The organism is Kitasatospora sp. NPDC018058 (genome assembly GCF_044327205.1).
Taxonomy (GTDB): domain Bacteria; phylum Actinomycetota; class Actinomycetes; order Streptomycetales; family Streptomycetaceae; genus Kitasatospora.
This window is the reverse complement of the sequence record NZ_JBIRFA010000046.1, coordinates 41,499-56,786: the sequence shown is the minus strand read 5'-3', so window position 1 is coordinate 56,786 and position 15,288 is coordinate 41,499. Positions and strand designations below refer to the sequence as shown.

Annotated in this window: 14 protein-coding genes; 6 read left to right on the top strand and 8 right to left on the bottom strand. The window is 72.5% G+C overall.

What is annotated here, in order from left to right:
- Window positions 1–1,284: LamG-like jellyroll fold domain-containing protein (locus ACH4E7_RS38065; RefSeq protein WP_396253772.1), on the top strand; the 1,284-nt coding region annotated here is incomplete at its 5' end.
- A gap of 168 nt (window positions 1,285–1,452) precedes the next feature.
- Here ACH4E7_RS38065 and ACH4E7_RS38060 read toward each other — a convergent pair.
- The 3 genes from ACH4E7_RS38060 to ACH4E7_RS38050 are packed head-to-tail and all read right to left on the bottom strand — an operon-like array spanning window position 1,453 to window position 4,573.
- A complete protein-coding gene (locus ACH4E7_RS38060) occupies window positions 1,453–2,307 on the bottom strand; it encodes a carbohydrate ABC transporter permease (RefSeq protein ID WP_396253771.1) in 855 nt (284 codons plus the stop codon).
- Window positions 2,304–3,284 carry a carbohydrate ABC transporter permease gene (locus ACH4E7_RS38055; RefSeq protein ID WP_396253770.1) on the bottom strand — a complete coding sequence of 327 codons (981 nt, stop codon included), beginning with the start codon at window positions 3,282–3,284 and terminating at the stop codon, window positions 2,304–2,306. Before ACH4E7_RS38055 ends, ACH4E7_RS38060 begins: the two co-directional genes overlap by 4 nt.
- A 29-nt stretch (window positions 3,285–3,313) precedes the next feature.
- Complete coding sequence (locus ACH4E7_RS38050; protein WP_396253769.1) at window positions 3,314–4,573, bottom strand: extracellular solute-binding protein; 1,260 nt, start codon at window positions 4,571–4,573, stop codon at window positions 3,314–3,316.
- 571 nt (window positions 4,574–5,144) lie between these two features.
- On the opposite strand from ACH4E7_RS38050, the gene ACH4E7_RS38045 reads away from it, so the two are divergent.
- From ACH4E7_RS38045 to ACH4E7_RS38025, 5 genes are all read left to right on the top strand, one after another.
- Complete coding sequence (locus ACH4E7_RS38045) at window positions 5,145–6,017, top strand: SIS domain-containing protein (protein ID WP_396253768.1); 873 nt, start codon at window positions 5,145–5,147, stop codon at window positions 6,015–6,017.
- Entirely contained in the window at window positions 6,014–6,928 is a 915-nt protein-coding gene (locus ACH4E7_RS38040) for an ROK family protein (RefSeq protein WP_396253767.1), read from the top strand. The genes ACH4E7_RS38045 and ACH4E7_RS38040 overlap by 4 nt, the downstream gene beginning before the upstream one ends.
- A complete protein-coding gene (locus tag ACH4E7_RS38035; RefSeq protein WP_396253766.1) occupies window positions 6,925–7,884 on the top strand; it encodes a 1-phosphofructokinase family hexose kinase in 960 nt (319 codons plus the stop codon). Before ACH4E7_RS38040 ends, ACH4E7_RS38035 begins: the two co-directional genes overlap by 4 nt.
- On the top strand, window positions 7,875–8,792 hold the full coding sequence (locus ACH4E7_RS38030) for a ketose-bisphosphate aldolase (RefSeq protein ID WP_396253765.1): 918 nt from the start codon (window positions 7,875–7,877) through the stop codon (window positions 8,790–8,792). The genes ACH4E7_RS38035 and ACH4E7_RS38030 overlap by 10 nt, the downstream gene beginning before the upstream one ends.
- 407 nt (window positions 8,793–9,199) lie before the next feature.
- Window positions 9,200–9,883 carry a phosphatase PAP2 family protein gene (locus ACH4E7_RS38025; protein ID WP_396253764.1) on the top strand — a complete coding sequence of 228 codons (684 nt, stop codon included), beginning with the start codon at window positions 9,200–9,202 and terminating at the stop codon, window positions 9,881–9,883.
- Between the two features lie 7 nt (window positions 9,884–9,890).
- On the opposite strand, the gene ACH4E7_RS38020 is transcribed toward ACH4E7_RS38025, so the two are convergent.
- From ACH4E7_RS38020 to ACH4E7_RS38000, 5 genes are read right to left on the bottom strand one after another with little or no spacing between them, the layout of a single operon-like run.
- On the bottom strand, window positions 9,891–11,234 hold the full coding sequence (locus ACH4E7_RS38020; protein ID WP_396253763.1) for a glutamate-1-semialdehyde 2,1-aminomutase: 1,344 nt from the start codon (window positions 11,232–11,234) through the stop codon (window positions 9,891–9,893).
- Window positions 11,235–11,241: 7 nt separating this feature from the next.
- A complete protein-coding gene (gene rfbC, locus ACH4E7_RS38015) occupies window positions 11,242–11,793 on the bottom strand; it encodes a dTDP-4-dehydrorhamnose 3,5-epimerase (RefSeq protein WP_396253762.1) in 552 nt (183 codons plus the stop codon).
- Entirely contained in the window at window positions 11,790–13,031 is a 1,242-nt protein-coding gene (locus ACH4E7_RS38010) for a polysaccharide pyruvyl transferase family protein (RefSeq protein ID WP_396253761.1), read from the bottom strand. Before ACH4E7_RS38010 ends, rfbC begins: the two co-directional genes overlap by 4 nt.
- Window positions 13,028–13,975: a glycosyltransferase family 2 protein gene (locus ACH4E7_RS38005; RefSeq protein ID WP_396253760.1), complete on the bottom strand. Its 948-nt coding sequence runs from the start codon at window positions 13,973–13,975 to the stop codon at window positions 13,028–13,030. Before ACH4E7_RS38005 ends, ACH4E7_RS38010 begins: the two co-directional genes overlap by 4 nt.
- Window positions 13,972–15,285, bottom strand: coding sequence for a hypothetical protein (locus tag ACH4E7_RS38000; protein ID WP_396253777.1), 1,314 nt, complete (start codon window positions 15,283–15,285; stop codon window positions 13,972–13,974). The genes ACH4E7_RS38005 and ACH4E7_RS38000 overlap by 4 nt, the downstream gene beginning before the upstream one ends.
- Window positions 15,286–15,288: the final 3 nt, after the last annotated feature.

The window sequence follows — 15,288 nt, the reverse complement described above, 5'->3', positions numbered from 1 at the left end:
ACCGTGTCCAGCGACACCTGGACCACCCTCGGCTCCGACGGCGACATCACCGGCAACGGCTACGCCGCCCTGTGGGGCAAGAAGACCGACGGCTCGATCGACATCTGGTGGGGCAATCCCACCACCCCGGGCACCCCGACCGCCGGCTACACCTGGCAGGCGGGCCCCAACACCATCGCCAACACCGCCGTCAACCCGCAGTGGTGGGCCCTGGACGGCCGCACCACCGGCGACTCCGGGGACGCGGACAAGAACCCGCTCTACCCGAACGGCGACCCGGCCACCACCTACCCGGCCAAGGCCGCCCTCACCGCCGACCACAACGGCACCGCCAACAAGGCCACCGCCTTCGACGGCACCGGCATGTACCGCACCAAGAACCCGGTCGCCTCCACCGGCACCACCCCCGGCCTGGACACCACCCAGAGCTACAGCGTCTCGGCCTGGGTGAAGCTCAACAACACCAACGGCTACGAGACCGTCGCGTCGCTGACCGGCCAGGAGCGCAGCCCGTTCTACCTGCAGTACTCGCCCGCGTACAGCAACTGGGCGATGGTCTTCCCGGGTTCGGACAACTACAACACCAACGCCTACTACGCGGCCTGGGACTCCACCGGCCGCACCAAGGCCCAGGTCGGCGTCTGGACCCACCTGACCGGCACCTACAACGCCGGAACGGGCACCGCCACCCTGTACGTCAACGGCTCGGCCGTCGGCAGCGCGCGGATCCCGACCACCTTCAAGGTCAACGGCGCGCTCAACATCGGCGGCGAGGCCGCCGACCGCTACCCGGCCGGCAGCTACGTCAACGGCGCGATCAGCGACGTCCGGGTCTATCCGTACGCGCTGACCGACCCGCAGGCCAACGCGGTGGCCACCACCGACTCGCTGGTCCAGATCCACTCGGCGTACAACGGCGGCAAGTGCCTGGACAGTTGGGGCGGCGTCAACGGTGCCCTGCTGGCCCTGTACGACTGCTGGAACGGCGACACCCAGCACTTCACCATGACGAGCGACAACAAGATCAAGGTCGCCGCCACCGGCCTGTGCCTCGGTACGGCCAACACCCCGGCCACCGACGGCACCCGGATCACCTCGCAGCCCTGCGGTGACCCGACCGCCCAGGCCTGGACCCGCCGCTACGACGGCTCCATCGTCCATCAGGCGTCCGGCCTCTGCCTCGACATCCACGGCTGGGACACCACCAACGGCAGCGCCCTGGACCTCTGGGACTGCAACGGCGGCGCCAACGCACGCTGGTACGCCGAGGCCCAGACCAAGTAACACCGCACCACCCGGCCCTTCGGCCGCACCGATCGCACCGGCCCCGCCCCTGGCACCCGTCCAGGAGCGGGGCCGCTGTCGGTTCAGCCGATGGCGATGTGGAGGAGGAGCACAGGCCGGCCCGCCGGCGGGGCGCGTCGGCCAGGGTGGGCCGGATGCCCGACCCGGCTACTTGACGGAGCCGGCGGTGAGTCCGGAGACGACGTGCCGTTCGATCACCGCGAAGAGCACGACCACCGGCACGATGGCCACCAGCGAGGCGGCGAACACGTAGTTCCACTGCACGCTGTAGGCGCCGATCATGTTGTTGATGCCGACGGTGAGCGGTTGCCGGTCGGGCGAGTCGGTCAGGGTCAGGCCCATGATGAACTCGTTCCAGGCCGAGATGAAGGTGAAGATCACGGCGGTGACCACGCCGGGCAGCGCGAGCGGCAGGGTGACACGGAACAGCGCGCCGATCCGGCTGTTGCCGTCGATCATCGCGGCCTCCTCCAGCTCCATCGGGATGGAGCCGATGTAGGCGCTCAGGATCCAGATCGCGAAGGCCAGGTTGAACGCGGCGTTCGCGAGCACCAGGACGACGGGGGTGTCCAGCAGGTCGAGCGCGTAGAACTCGCGGTACAGGCCGACCTGCAGCGCGGTGGGCTGGAACATCTGGGTGACCAGCACCAGCAGCAGGAACGCCTTGCGGCCGCGGAAGCGCACCCGGGCGGTGTAGTACGCGGCGGGCAGGGCGACCAGCAGCACCAGGAGTGTCGAGCCACCGGCCACCAGCAGGGTGATCTGGAGGTTCTGGCCGAGCGTGGTGTCGGTCCAGACCTTGGTGAACGAGGACCAGTCGAAGTGCCTCGGCAGGTAGGAGTCGTCGCGCAGCTGGTCGGCCGGACGTCCGCCGGTGATCAGCATCTCGACGTACGGCAGTAGGAAGAGCGCGGCGAGCGCCCAGGCGAGTGCGGTGAGCAGGACGGTCCGGGCACGCGGGCGGCGCGTCGCCGCCCGCAGCGGCGGCTGAAGGGTGGTCATCGGTTCTCCTCCCCGTTCCAGCGGCTGACCTTGAGGAACACGACCACCATCACGATCACGACGGCGAAGTTGACCACGGACATGGCGGCGGACTCCGCGACGTCGTAGCCGCGCAGCATGTACATGAACACGGTGGTGGTCGCGGTGTCGGCGTTCGGGCCGCCCTGGGTCATGCCCCAGATGACCGGGAACGAGTTGAAGACGTTGATCAGGTTGATCACCAGGCCGACCAGGAAGGCGGGGCGCAGCAGCGGCAGGGTGATCTTGCGGTAGGTCTGCCAGGGCGTGGCACCGTCGACCCGGGCGGCCTCGTAGACCTCGGCGGGGATGGTCTGCAGGCCGGCGAGCAGGGTGTAGGTGGTGAACGGCAGCGAGACGAAGACGGCGACGAGGACCAGCCAGGGCTTGGCGTGGGCGGCGTCGCCCAGCCACGCCTGCGGGTGGTCGATCAGGCCGAGGTCGAGCAGCAGCCGGTTGAACACGCCCGCGACCTGGTCGAGCATCCAGCGGAAACCGATCGCGGTCATCAGCACGGAGGCGGCCCAGGGGGCGATCAGCGCCCACCGGGTGACGCGGCGGCCGGGGAAGTTCTGGTTGAACAGTTGGGCCAGCGCGAGCGAGATCAGCATGGTCAGGCCGACGACGGCGACCGTCCACACGGCGGTCCAGGTGAGGACGCCGGGCAGCCGGGGGTCACTGAAGAGCTTGTGGTACTTGACCAGTCCGGCCGGTCCGTGGTCGGTGCCGGTGGTGTCGATCTTGCGCAGTGAGGTGCCGACCATCTCGATGACCGGCCACACGACCACGCCCAGGATGAGGACGACGGCCGGGGCCAGCCAGGGCAGTGGTCCGAGCCGTACGAACAGGGAACGGCGCCTGACCTGCGGGCCCGCGGGCGGAGTCGACGGGCCCGTCGTCGGCGCGGCCGGCCGGCCGGCGTCGTCCGGCCGGACGTCCGAGGTACTGGTGGAGGACACGGTGTGCGTTCCTCGTGCGGTCGCCCGGGTCACTCGCCGGCCTGCTGGGCGGCCTGCTGGAGTGCGCCGAGGGCCTTCTTCGGATCGCCGAGCGCGCTGCCGATCTGGGTCTTGATCTGTGCGGAGACGGCCGGCCAGGTCGGGTCGCTGAGCGGGTAGAAGGTGGCGGTGGGCAGGATCTGCAGGAACGGCTGGAGGCCCTTCTCCTCCGGGTCGGCCTGGAGTTCGGTGAGGGCGGACCGGGTGACCGGCATCAGGCTGTACTGCTTGTCGAACTTCACCGTGTTGTCCTTGCTGTAGGCGAAGTCGAGGAAGGCCTTGATCTGGTCCTTGTGGCCGCCCTTCTTGAAGGCCATCACCCAGTCGGCGACGCCGAGGGTGGCCTTGCCGGTGCCGTCCTTGCTGGGCATCGCGGCCCAGGTGACGTCCATGGTCTTGACGTCGTTCAGCTGGGTGGGGATGCCGTTGAGCATGCCGACCTTGCCCGACGCGAAGTCCTTCGCGAGGTCGGTGCGGTTGACGGAGGCGGGGCTCTGCTCGGTCAGGCCGGCGTCCGCCCAGCTCTTGAGCTGGGTGAAGGTGTCGATGTTGGCCTGCGAGTCGATGGTGTACTTGCCCTTGGCGTCCTGGTAGCCGCCGCCGTTCTCCAGCATCCAGATGAACGACTCGCCCTGGGCCTCCTCCTTGCCCAGCGGCACTCCGAGCGGGATCTCGACGCCGGCGTTCTTCAGCGCGGTGGCGGCGGCGGTGAGGTCGGCCCAGGTCTTGGGCGGGTTGGCCGGGTCGAGGCCGGCCTTCTTGAAGAGCGCGTTGTTGATCAGGAACATCCGGGCGCTGGAGACGAACGGGATGCCGTACTGGGTGCCGCCCTGTTCGCCGGCGTGCGCCATCGCGGGGATGAAGTCGGCGGCGGTGCTGCCGGAGAGGACGTCCTGGGCGGGGTAGAGCTGGCCGTTCTTGGCGAAGTCGGCGTAGCCACCGGTCTGCAGGATGTCCGGCTGGTTGCCGTTCTGCACCATCGTCTTGACCTGGGTGTCGAGGTCGTTCCAGTTGATGACCTGGAGGTCGACCTTGATCTTCGGGTTCTGCTGCTCGAAGGCGGAGATCACGCCCTGCCAGTACGCCTGGCTCGGGTTCTGGCCGTTGGAGCCGTAGTCGGCGGCGACGAACTTGATCGTCGTGACACCGTCGGCGGAGGTCGAACCGGAGCTCGAACCCTTGCTGCACCCCGACAGCGCGAGCGTTCCGGCCACGGTGGCCGCCGACAGGGCGAGAAGACGCCGCTTCATCTCTGATACCGCCTTTGCAGCTGGGGCCGACCCAGCGGCGGCCCGAGTGGGGATGGCGCGACGTGCACAAAAGTGCGCCACGTGATCGACATTTGCGCAACATCGAGCATTCGTTTCGAACAGAGTGTGCACTGCTGCTATCTCGGCAGGCCAGCCGCGTTACCGAAGCGTTGCAGTCAATCGACGAGGGGAACGCGAGGTGACCCACATCTTGACGCAAGGCGCCCAACAGCCTGAAGCTGCTCCGCATCTGACTGAAGCTGCATCACCTGCACGGCTCATCGGATCAGTTTCGATCAGAACAGCGGAGCCCCCTGCACCTGCGATCAGACGACTCCTGCCACGCCGGCCCACGACGCTCGTCGCGACGACCGCCGTCCTCCTCGCGTCGCACTCGACGCCACCCCCGCGCACTCCGCCCGGCGCCTGACGTTCCACCCCTTCCGGCCGTGCGGCATTGCTCATATATGAACATTTGAGCTATGAATGGATCAGTTTCAAGCAGAAGCTTGCAGCATGAAACACGTGCCCGGGCCGGATCGACGCCCGAGCCCCACCGAGGAGAACCCTGATGAGCCACGTCGAGCGGGAGATCGCCAGCCAGCCGGACTGCTGGCGCAAGGCGCTGGAGCTGGAGCCCGCCGGGCTGCCGGAACGCGGCGAGCGGGTGGCCGTGATCGGCTGCGGCACCTCGTTCTACATCGCGCAGGCGTACGCGGGCCTGCGCGAGGGCGCCGGACTCGGCGAGACCGACGCCTTCGCGGCCTCCGAGTTCCCGGCCGCCCGCGGCTACGACCGCGTCGTCGCCATCACCCGCTCGGGTACCACGACCGAGGTGCTGGCCGCGCTCGAACTCTGCGGCACGACGCCGACCGTCGCGCTCACCGGCGACCTCGCCACCCCGATCAGCACGGCCGCCGGCCGCGTGATCGACCTGGAGTTCGCCGACGAGAAGTCTGTGGTGCAGACCCGCTTCGCCACCACCGCGCTGGCGCTGCTGCGCGGCCATCTCGGCCTCGCCCCCGGCGACCTGGCCGCACACGCCGAGCGGGCGCTGGCCGCCCCGCTGCCCGAACGGGCCACCGAGGCAACCCAGTTCACCTTCCTCGGGACGGGGTGGACGGTCGGCCTGGCGAACGAGGCGGCGCTCAAACTGCGCGAGGCGTCCGGGTCGTGGACCGAGTCGTACCCGGCGATGGAGTACCGGCACGGCCCGATCAGCGTCACCGGCCCGAACAGCGTCCTCTGGTTCTTCGGCGAGCCGCCGACCGGACTGGTCGACCAGGTCAAGCCGACCGGCACAGTGCTGTCGGTGAGCACGCTGGACCCGATGGCCGACCTGATCCGCGCCCAGCGGCTCGCCGTCGAGCTGGCCAAGGGCCGCGGCCTGGACCCCGACCAGCCGCAGGGCCTCACCCGCTCCATCGTGCTGACCCTGCCGTGAGACCCACCGCGATCGCCCTCGACGTCGGCGGCACCTACATCAAGGGCGCAGCGGTGGCCGAGGACGGCACCCTGCGCCACACCGAGCGCTGGTTCACCCGCACCGAGCACGGACCCGAGGCCGTGCTCGAAACCGTCCTCGACTGCGCCGCCGAACTCGCCGAGCGCTTCCGCCCGGCCGCCGCGGGCGTCGCCGTACCCGGCATCGTCGACGAGGGGGCCGGCATCGCGGTGCTCGCCGCCAACCTGGGCTGGCGCGACGTGCCCGTCCGGCACTGGCTGTCCGAGCACCTCGGCATCCCGGTCGCGTTCGGGCACGACGTGCGGGCCGGCGGCATCGCCGAGGCCAGGGCCGGCGCCGGCCGCGGCAGCCGCGACTTCCTCTTCGTCCCCGTCGGCACCGGCATCGCCGCCGCCGTGATGGTCGACGGACGCCCGCTCACCGGCTGCCGCACCCGCGCCGGTGAGCTCGGCCACCTGGTGGTCCGCCCCGACGGCGATCCCTGCGCGTGCGGTGCCCGCGGCTGCGTGGAGACCCTCGCCTCGGCCGCCGCCGTCGCCCGCCGCTACGCCACCGCCACCGGCGAGCGGGACGTCACCGCCCAGCAGGTCGCCGAGCGCGCCGCGACCGGGGACCGGGCGGCCGGCGCCGTCTGGCAGGAGGCCGTCGACGCGCTCGCCGACGGCCTGGCGAGCGCGGTCACGCTGCTCGACCCCGAGCGCGTCGTGATCGGCGGCGGCCTGGCCCGGGCCGGCGAGCCGTACTTCGCGCCGCTGCGCGAAGCCCTGGCCGCCCGGCTCACCTTCCAGACGATGCCGGAGCTCGTACCCGCCGAACTCGGCCACGAGGCAGGCTGTTTCGGGGCCGGACTGCTCGCACAGGACCTCCTGGCCGCGGGGGCGGCGCCGTGATCCTCACCGTCACCCTCAACGCGGCTCTGGACATCACCCACCACCTGGACCGGTTGCGCCCGCACGGCAGCAACCGGGTCCGGGCGGTGGCCGAGCGCGCGGGCGGCAAGGGCGTCAACGTCTCGCGCGTCCTGCGCGCCCTCGGCCACCCGACCGTCGTCACCGGGCTGGTCGGCGGGCTCACCGGCCGGGCGATCCGCGCCGAACTCGCCGCCGCCGGACTGACCGACCGGATGCTGACGGTCCCGGGTGAGTCCCGGCGGACGGTGGCCGTGGTCGAGGAGAGCGTCGGGGACACCACGATCCTGCTCGAACCCGGACCGGTGGTGGGCGCCGAGGAATGGGAGCACTTCGTCCACCACCTCGACACGCTGCTACCGGACGCCACCGCGGTGGTCCTCTCCGGCAGCCTGCCGCGCGGTGTCCCCCGGGACGCCTACGCCCGGTTGCTCCGGCGCGCGCACGCACACGGCGTCCCGGCCGTGCTCGACGCCGACGGGGCGGCCCTGCGGGCGGCGCTTCCGTCGGGCCCGGCCCTGATCAAGCCGAACGCCGATGAGCTCGCCGCCGCCACAGGCCGGACCGACCCGGTGGCCGCCGCCCGAGCGCTGCAGGCCGCCGGAGCGGGCGCGGTGGTCGCCTCGCTCGGCGCCGACGGCCTCATCGCCGTCACGCCGCACGGGAGTTGGCGCGCCCGCGCACCCGAGCGGCTGGCCGGCAACCCCACCGGCGCCGGCGACGCCGCGGTCGCCGCGCTCACCCTCGGCCTGGTCACCGGCACCCCCTGGCCCGACCGGCTGGCCGAGGCCGTGGCACTCTCCGCGGCCGCCGTCGTCGCACCGCTCGCGGGCGACTTCGACCCGGCCGTCCACCGGGCCCTGCGGCCCGGTGTGGACGTCCGACCGTTCGCACCCTTCGCCCCCTTCGCAGCCGAGGAGCCCGACCCGTGCCCCTGACCGGAACCGGCGCGATCGCCGCCGCACCCACCGCCAATGGCGTGCGCGGCGTCGGCGCGTTCAACGTCATCCAACTCGAACACGCGCAGGCGATCGTCGCCGGCGCCGAAGCCGCCGGCGCCCCGGTCATCCTGCAGATCAGCGAGAACGCCGTGCGCTACCACGGCGCCCTCGCCCCGATCGCCGCCGCCACGCTCACCGTCGCCCGCGCCGCGAAGGTACCGGTCGCGGTCCATCTCGACCACGCCACCTCCGTCGAACTCGTCCACGAGGCCGTGGAGTTGGGCCTCACCTCGGTCATGTTCGACGCCTCCGCGCTCGCCTACGAGGACAACGTGCGCGCCACCGCCGAGGTGGTCGAGCACTGTCACGCCGCCGGCGTCTGGGTCGAGGCCGAACTCGGCCAGGTCGGCGGCAAGGACGGCGTCCACGCACCCGGCGTGCGCACCGACCCCGCCGAGGCCGCCGCGTTCGTCGCCGCCACCGGCGTGGACGCGCTCGCGGTGGCCGTCGGCACCTCCCACGCCATGCTCACCCGCGACGCGGCCCTCGACTTCGAGCTCATCGCCAGGCTGCACGAGGCCGTCCCGGTCCCGCTCGTGCTGCACGGCTCCTCCGGCGTGGCGGACCGGGACCTCACCGCCGCCGTGGACGCCGGCATGACCAAGGTCAACATCGCGACCCACCTCAACCAGGTCTTCACCACCACCGTCCGCCAGGCCCTGGCCGACAACGCGCGACTGGTCGACACCCGCCGCTACCTCGGCCCCGCCCGCACCGCCGTCGCCGCCGAGGTCGCCCGTCTGCTCGGCGTGCTGAAGGCTGCGCCCCCACTGCCGGCTCCGGCCACCTATCATGGATCCGGCTTCAGGGGCGCGACGAAGCAGGGTGCGGTTCAGGCTCCGTGACGTTCCGTCAGCGAGTCGCCGCGATCGGATTGTCGGTGAGGTTGCCAGGGGAGGCTGATCCCGATGCCCCTTGCCAGGGCGATGGCCGGGCCGGCGGGTTCGGGGCTGCGCGGGCTTACGGCTCCGGTGGAGTCGCACAGGCCGGGAGCGGGTGCCCGCGGGGCCGTTGTGGTCGCCGGAGGGTGGGTCGGAGACGATGGGGGGCTCGCGTTGGATCGCCTGGTCGGAGCGGACCGCGTAGGGGGGTGCGGCGCGGTCGAATTCGGCGATGACGTGCGGGCTTGCGCCGGGGCCGTGGAAGCGGTCGGCGACCAGTGTCCGAAGTCCGAGCTGCCGGCGGGAGCCGAGGTGCTGACGGGACACCCAGGCCGTGGCGTGCCCGCGGGTCGACCGGACGCGGTGGGCGGATGACCGGCCGACCGGCACCCGCGGTGCCGCCCCCGTCTCCACGCGTGTGGCTCGGGCTGATCGCGACCTTCGCCGCGTTGGTGGTCGTCGTGCTCGGGATCCGGTATGCCGACGAGGGCGAGCCCGGCAGGGTGGACGCGCGGATCGGAGCGGCGGTGTACGGCGTGGGGTCGCCGTGGCGGTCCGTCGCTCTGGCCATGGACTCCTTGGGCGAGCCGGTGGGAGCCTCCGCCCTGGTCGTGCCCATCGTGACGGGCTGTCTGCTGCTTCGGCGCCCTCGCGCAGCGGTGTTCGTCGTTGCCGGCGTCGGCATGGCCGTGGGGACGGCGACGCTGCTCAAGCACCTGGCGGGACGCACCATCCACGGCGGGAACCTGTCCTACCCGAGCGGGCACACCGCCTTCTTCACCGCGTTCGCCCTCGTGGTGGCGATGCTCGCGACCCGCCGCCGAGGCCGGGACGGGCCCGGCCTCGGCGGGCCGGCCGGCACCTTACTCGCGCTCGCCGCGGCGCTGGTCGCCGGCGCCGTCATGGGCTGGGCGCAGGTCGCTCTGGGCGCGCACTACCCGACCGACGTCCTCGGCGGCTGGTGCACCGCACTGGCGGTGGTACCGGCGACCGCGTGGCTGGTCGACCGGGCGGCCGACCGGCTCGTGAAAGCCGGTCGCCGGCACCGTCCCTGACGTCACGTCACACCAAGCGGCGGAACACGGGCTTCACCGGCCGCCCGGCCAGCCAGGGGGTGGGGTCGGCGGCGTCCAGTGCCTTCCGGTACACGGCACATGCCCCGGCCACCACGTCGACGGTGCGGTCGATGTCGGCGTCGTCGAGCGCGCTGCTCACCACGAACGACGGGGCCAACACTCCGCCCGCGAGGAGTTGGCGCAGGAACAGGGTGCGGTACCGCTGGGACGGCTGCCGGTCCTCGTCGAGGGTGGCGAAGACCAGGTTGCTGGCCCGGCCCCGGACGACGAGGTGGTCGCCGACGCCCATGCCGGCGGCGGCCTCGCGGACACCGGCGGCCAACCGCTCGCCGAGGGCGTGCAGCCGGGCGGTGACGCCCTCCTCGACGTAGGTGGTCTGCACGGCCATCGCCGCGGCCAGTGAGTGCGTTTCCGCACCGTGCGTGGTGGACAGCAGGAACACCCGGTCGCCGGAGTGACGCAGCCCGCCCCGCTCCATCAGGTCGCGGCGCCCGGCCAACGCCGAGACGGCGAACCCGTTGCCCAGCGCCTTGCCGAACGTGGAGAGGTCGGGGACGACGCCGTACAGGCCCTGGGCACCCGCCTCGGACCAGCGGAAGCCGGTGATCATCTCGTCGAAGACCAGGACGCAGCCGTGCCGGTCGGCCAGTTCGCGCAGGCCGGCGAGGTACCCGGGCGGCGGCTCGGTGTGGCCGGCGGGTTCGAGGATCAGGCAGGCGACCTCGTCCTGGTACCGGGTGAGCAGTTCCTCCGTGGCGGCCAGGTCCCCGTAGGGGAACGCCACGGTGAGCTCGGTGATCGCGGCCGGGATTCCGGCGGACATCGGCGTGGTGCCGATGAACCAGTCGTCGACGGAGAAGAACGGATGGTCGCCGCAGATGGCCACCCGCGGGCGCCCGGTGACGGCGCGGGCGAGTCGCACCGCGGCGGTGGTGACGTCGGAGCCGTTCTTCGCGAACTTCACCATCTCGGCGGTCGGCACCGTGGCCAGGAAGCGTTCCGCGGCCTCGACCTCCACGATGGACGGCCGGACGAAGTTGCTGCCGCGGTCGAGTTCCCGCCGCACCGCCTCGAGCACGCGTGGGTGGGCGTGGCCGAGGCTGACCGACCGCAGGCCGGATCCGTACTCGACGTAGCGGTTGCCGTCGACGTCCCACACATGGGCACCTCGGCCGTGGCTGATGACCGGGGCCAGGTTCTCGGGGTACTGGTCGTCGCCCTTGGCGTAGGTGTGCGCGCCCCCGGGGATCACGGCGTGCAGCCGCTCGTTCGCCTCCCGCGACCGGGGCAGGGCGAATTCGCCGGTGTCGTCGGTGTGTTGGGTGTTCACGCCGGTCTCAATTCTCCTTGTGCCGAAGGACCTCGGCGAGGCTCGGTGCCTCCCGGTCCCGCTTGGACATCGATGCGGCCGGCAGCGGCCAGGGGATGGCGAGCTCCGGGTCGTCGAAGGCGATCGTCACGTCCTCGGCCGGATCGTGCGGGCGGTCGATCCGGTACGAGACGTCGGCGGTCTCGGTCAGGGCCTGGAAGCCGTGCGCGCACCCCGCCGGGATGTACACGCTGACCTGCGTCTCGCCGGACAGCTCGAAGAAGGCCACGTTGCGGTAGGTCGGCGAGTCCGGGCGCAGGTCCACGACGACGTCGAAGACCTCCCCGTACGAGCACCGCACCAGCTTGGCCTCGCCCGCGCCGGAGCGCAGGTGCAGGCCGCGCAGCACGCCCTTCACCGAGCGGGACACGCTGTGCTGGACGAAGGCGTGCGGGTCGAGGCCCACCGAGCGGAGCACGTCGGCGTCGAAGGTGCGGCAGAAGAAGCCGCGCTCGTCCGCGTACGGGGTCGGTCGGAACATGAACGCGCCGGCGATCGCCGGGACTTCGGTCGCCTTCACGGCGTCTCCCTGTTCGCGTGGGTGTGGTCGGTCGTCGGGAGGAGGATCGTGGTCAGGGCGGTGAACTGGTGATCGAGGCGCCGGTTGGCCGCCAGGTTGCGCTCGGCGAGGGTCTGCCGAAGCTCCGCCGATCGCTTCTCCAGCTCCCGGAACTGCTCGATCAGCCGGTCGGCGTCGACCTCGCGGGCCGGGTGGCAGTACGCGCCCAACCCCATCTGCTCCATGAGCGCGTCACTCTTCGCCGCATAGCTCAGGGCGAGCGTGGGCGTGCCGACCTTCAGCGCGCAGACCAGGTTGTGGTACCTGGTCGCCACCACGGTGTCGGCGGCGGCCGTCTCCTCCATCAGCTCGGCCAGCGAGGCCGCCTGGGAGGCGGTGACCAGTGGGGAGTCCACCGCCTCCATGATCGCGGCGACCACCGAGGCGTCGACCTCGTCGCCGGTGAGCAACCGCACCGGCCGGCCGTCCTCGACGAGCACGCGGACGAAGCGGGTCGTCCCGTCGAGGTAGCGCCGGTGGATCTCCTCGGCCCGGGCGCGGTCGTCGTTGCCGCCGTGGAAGTCCATGACGCCGACGCAGACCGTCCCCGGCGTATCGGACGGCGCTGCGACGGGCGGCGTCGTCGGCGTCGGCAGGGCGAAGGCGAGGTCCGGGTAGACCTCGTCCCGCGCGGTGTCGACGCCCATCGCCCGCATCGCGTCGCGGGACAGGGCGTCCCGGTACGACCGGTACGCGGCCAGCCGCGCCGACCAGCGCACCAGGACCCGGGTGGGCCGGCTGCCGATCGGGGCGGCCCCGACGCCGACCAGCGCCACCCGGGTGCCGAACAGCCGGCCGGATGCGCAGAGCAGGAACAGCGCGTACGGGAAGCCCCACGGCCGCAGCGGCAGCGTGGCCTCCAGGACGCCCATGCCCGGCACGATCACCACGTCGTGCCGGCGCACCCAGGCGGCGGTGCGGACGGCGTCGACGAGCTTGCCCAGACCCTTCGCCGCGATCGCGCCCGCCCGCGACGCGGTCCGGTACTCCCCGCGGTACCAGTGCAACCGCGTCGCGGGGATCCGGTACCGGGCCGTGACGACCTCGGGTCCGCCGCACAGCGCGTCCACGACCGCCTCCGGGTGTTCGGTGCGGAGGTGGCCGAGCACGGCCTCCAGCGACCCGTCGTTGCCGAGGTTGCCGGAGCCGAGCAGGCCGAACACCCCGACCCGCACCGGGGTTCCGCGCCCCGGCGTCATGCCCGCCTCCCCTCGCGTCCGGCCACCAGGTCGTCGAGGGAGACGGTGAGCTCGGCCGGCTCGACCGGGGCGCGGTCCTCGACCCGCTCGCCGGCGCCCGGCCGGAGTCGGCTGGTCATCCAGGCGACCAGGTGGCGGTAGCACGCGCGCCGGTCGTCCGGGGACAACGGCGCCCGCCGGATCGCCGAGGCGAAGCCCCCGACGTACTCCGCGAGCAGCCGGGGCGTCGGGTGCAGCAGGCCCGCCCGGCGCGGGTCCAGGTTGACGCACCGGGAGCGCTTGGACGGGTTCGCCCGCTCGGCGCGGGTGGGGTGGTCGCGGCGGAAGTACAGCAGCTCCGGCACCTGGTGGAAGGGCCCGTGCAGGGTGATCTCGGCGACGAAGGTGCGGTCCGCGTGGTGGTAGCTGTCGTGCGGCTTCACCCGGCGCAGCACGTCGGCCCGCATCACCCCGTAGAAGTCGTCGCCACCGGGCTCGAACAGCAGACTGCGGAAGCGCTCCGGCGCGTGCGGCGAGTCGGTGGCGAGCCCGTACTCGTAGGGGACCTTCACCTGGCCGTCGCCGTCGATGACCGCCTGGCCGGAGTGCGCGAGGATCACGTCCGGCCGCTCGTCCAGCGCCTCCACGCAGCGCAGCAGCAGGTCCCGGGCGTACAGGTCGTCGTGCGAGGCCCACTTGAACAGCTCGCCACGGCACTCGGTGAACACGTGGTTGTGGTTGGGCGCGGCGCCGATGTTCCGGGGCAGCCGGAGGTAGCGGATGCGCGAGTCCCGCGCGGCGTACCGGCGGCAGATGTCCTGGGTCGCGTCGGTCGAGGCGTTGTCGGAGATGACCAGCTCGAAGTCCTCGTAGGTCTGGCCGAGCAGGGCGTCGAGCGATTCGGCGAGGTATTCCTCGCCGTTGTAGACGGGCAGCCCGATGCTCAACCGGGGAAGGGCGGTCATGGCGTCCTCAGTTCGGGGATGGGGAGGGGGTTGCGGTGGCGCTCACGCAGGGCGGTCCGCAGCTGCAGCCACCAGACGGCCGAGCCGCAGGCGGTCGCGGCGGCGACGCCCCAGGCCGATCCGACCGTGCCGGCCGCGGCCGCCCCGCCGAGCCCGCCGCCGAGATAGCAGGCGGAGGCGAACAGCTGGCAGCGCAGGCTGCGCCGGGCCGCGGCGAGCGCGCGCAGCCCGGCCGCCGCGCCGCTGCCGAGGCCGGCGCCGGCGACGCCGAGCGTGGCCGGCACGATGAGCTCCGAGGCGGAGTGCCAGACGTCGCCGAGGACGAGCTCGCCGGCCCGGTCCGGCATCAGCAGCAGCGCCGCGCCCCACAGCAGCGCGGCGGCGGCCTGCCCACCGCCCAGCAGGAGGCAGAACCCGCCGAGCCGCTGCGGCGCCTGCCTCAGCACCCGTGCCGCCTCCGCCACGGTGACCAGCGACAGCCCCATCAGCAGGGCGAGGAACGGGCCGAGCAGCAGCTCGGCGCCCCGGACCGCACCCACCGCGCCGACCCCGACGATCGCGCCGAGCCCGTACGCCCGCAGCTGGCTCGCGCCGCTGAGGCTGACGTTCTCGACCAGGTACCGGGAGCCGAGATCGCGCTGTTCGCGGAGCCACCCGCGGGCTTCGGTGACCCGGGGCCGGACGCCGGACTGGAGGCAGCCGTACCCGGCGGCCACCGCGGCGGAGGCGCCCCAGGCCAGCACGAAGGCGGCCACGCTGCCCACGTGGGCCGCCAGGAGCATGGCCGGGACGAGTGCGACGCCCTGCAGCAGGTCGTTGGCGAAGGCCTTCTTCCCGGTGCCGGCGGCGAAGAACGCGAACCGCCAGGAGTCCTGCAGCAGCAGCGCCGGCAGTGCGACACCGAGGCAGGCGAACGCGGGCCCGACGCGGCCGCCGAGGCCGAGCCCGACCAGCAGGCACACCGCTCCGAGGGTGGCGCCGACGCCGAACGCGGCACCCGTCGACCGGGCCGCCGCCGCGCGCCAGGGCGCGTCCGGCACGCCGCTGAAGCGCACCACGAGCGGGTCGGTGGCCAGCCCGCGGGCGACGTTGAGCACCACGCCGTATGTCAGCCAGGCCAGGCTGAACACGCCGAAGGCGGTCACCCCCAGCGAGCGTGCCACGTAGATGCCCACCGCGAAGTTGGTCATGCTGGAGGCCGCCTGGTCGGCCAGTCCCCAGGACAGCCGGCCGAGCACGCCCCGCTTGGCGGTCCGCCCGGTCTCCCCGGACGGACCGGCCGTCGTCGTCTTCACCCCCTCGGTGGTCATCCG